A 1,389-nucleotide genomic window follows, 5' to 3' on the forward strand; every position below is an offset into this window, starting at 1 on the left:
AACCGGTGTTTTGCCATGGGACCCAAGCCGACGATGCTGAGCTCCGGCGATCTCTACCGCAGCCGCCTCGACCAGATCCTCGACCACCGTCACGAGCTGTTTCGCCTGGCCAGTCTGATCGACTGGGACAGGTTCGATCATGAGTTTGGCCGCTTCTATCGCCCGCTCGGCCGACCCGCGAAGCCCACCCGGCTGATGGTTGGGCTGTCGTATCTCCAGCATACCTTCAACCTCTCCGATGAGGCGGTGGTGCAGCGCTGGATCGAGAACCCGTATTACCAATGGTTCTGTGGCTGCGAGTACTTCCAGCATGAGCTGCCCTGCGATCCGAGCTCGCTCACCCGCTGGCGCAAGCGGCTCGGACCCGAGGGACTGGAGACACTGCTTTCCGCTACTATCCACGCCGGGCTGGAGAGCGGCACTGTGCGGCCCTCCAGTTTGGAACGGATCAGCGTCGACACCACGGTGCAGCCCAAGGCCATCACCCATCCCACCGACGCCAAGCTGTACCTCAAAGCCTTGCAGGCTTTGGTGCGGCAGGCCAAGCGGCACGGCCTCGAGTTGCGGCAGGCCCACACGCGCCTGGCCAAACGCGCGGCCGTGCAGGTCGGGCGCTATGCCCATGCCCGGCAGATGCGGCGCATGCGCCGCGAACTGAAGCGGTTGAAGACCTATTTGGGCCGGGTCTATCGCGACATCGCCAGGAAAGTCGCTGGTGACGAGGGCCTCGCCCTTCGCTTTGCACGTCTGCTGGGCCTGACAGAGCGTCTTCTGACGCAGGAGCGCACGAGCAAGAACAAACTTTACAGCCTGCATGCGCCCGAGGTGGTGTGCATCGCCAAAGGCAAGGCGCATCGGCCGTACGAGTTCGGCTCGAAGGTCGCGCTGGCGGTGACGAACCGCGAAGGCTTCGTGCTCGCCTCCAAGGCGCTGGAGGGCAATCCCTATGATGGCCATACGCTCAACACCACGATCGACCAGGTCGTGGCCATGACGGACGTGGAGCCCGCACGCGTTTACGTCGACCTGGGCTATCGTGGGCATGACTATGCGCACAAGGAGCGCGTGTTCATCGCCCGCCAGCGGCGAGGGCTCACGCCGACGATCAAACGGGAGCTGCGACGCCGGTCCGCGATCGAGCCGATGATCGGGCACATGAAGGCGGACGGGCGGCTGGGACGCAATCACCTGCTCGGAGCGGCCGGGGATGCGATCAACGCGCTCCTCGTGGCGGCCGGACACAATCTACGGCTGATCCTGAACTGGCTCAGGCTTTTTATCGCCTGGCTCATGGCAGCCCTGATCAGTTCATTCGCGCAATCGGATACTTCTCAGGTCGCCTGAAATCCAGCGCCCGCCTCGTGCCGCCGCATTATTCAGGGCCGACTA

Annotated in this window: 1 protein-coding gene; it reads left to right on the plus strand. The window is 63.9% G+C overall.

Annotated elements, in window-relative coordinates; all coding sequences use genetic code 11:
* Positions 1 to 15: 15 nt before the first annotated feature.
* Positions 16 to 1,344, plus strand: coding sequence for an IS5 family transposase (locus tag JKL45_RS29525; protein ID WP_201865323.1), 1,329 nt, complete (start codon positions 16 to 18; stop codon positions 1,342 to 1,344).
* The last annotated feature ends 45 nt before the right edge of the window (positions 1,345 to 1,389 follow it).

Origin of the sequence: Microvirga soli (assembly GCF_016734765.1) — a bacterium.
Classification (GTDB): domain Bacteria; phylum Pseudomonadota; class Alphaproteobacteria; order Rhizobiales; family Beijerinckiaceae; genus Microvirga; species Microvirga soli.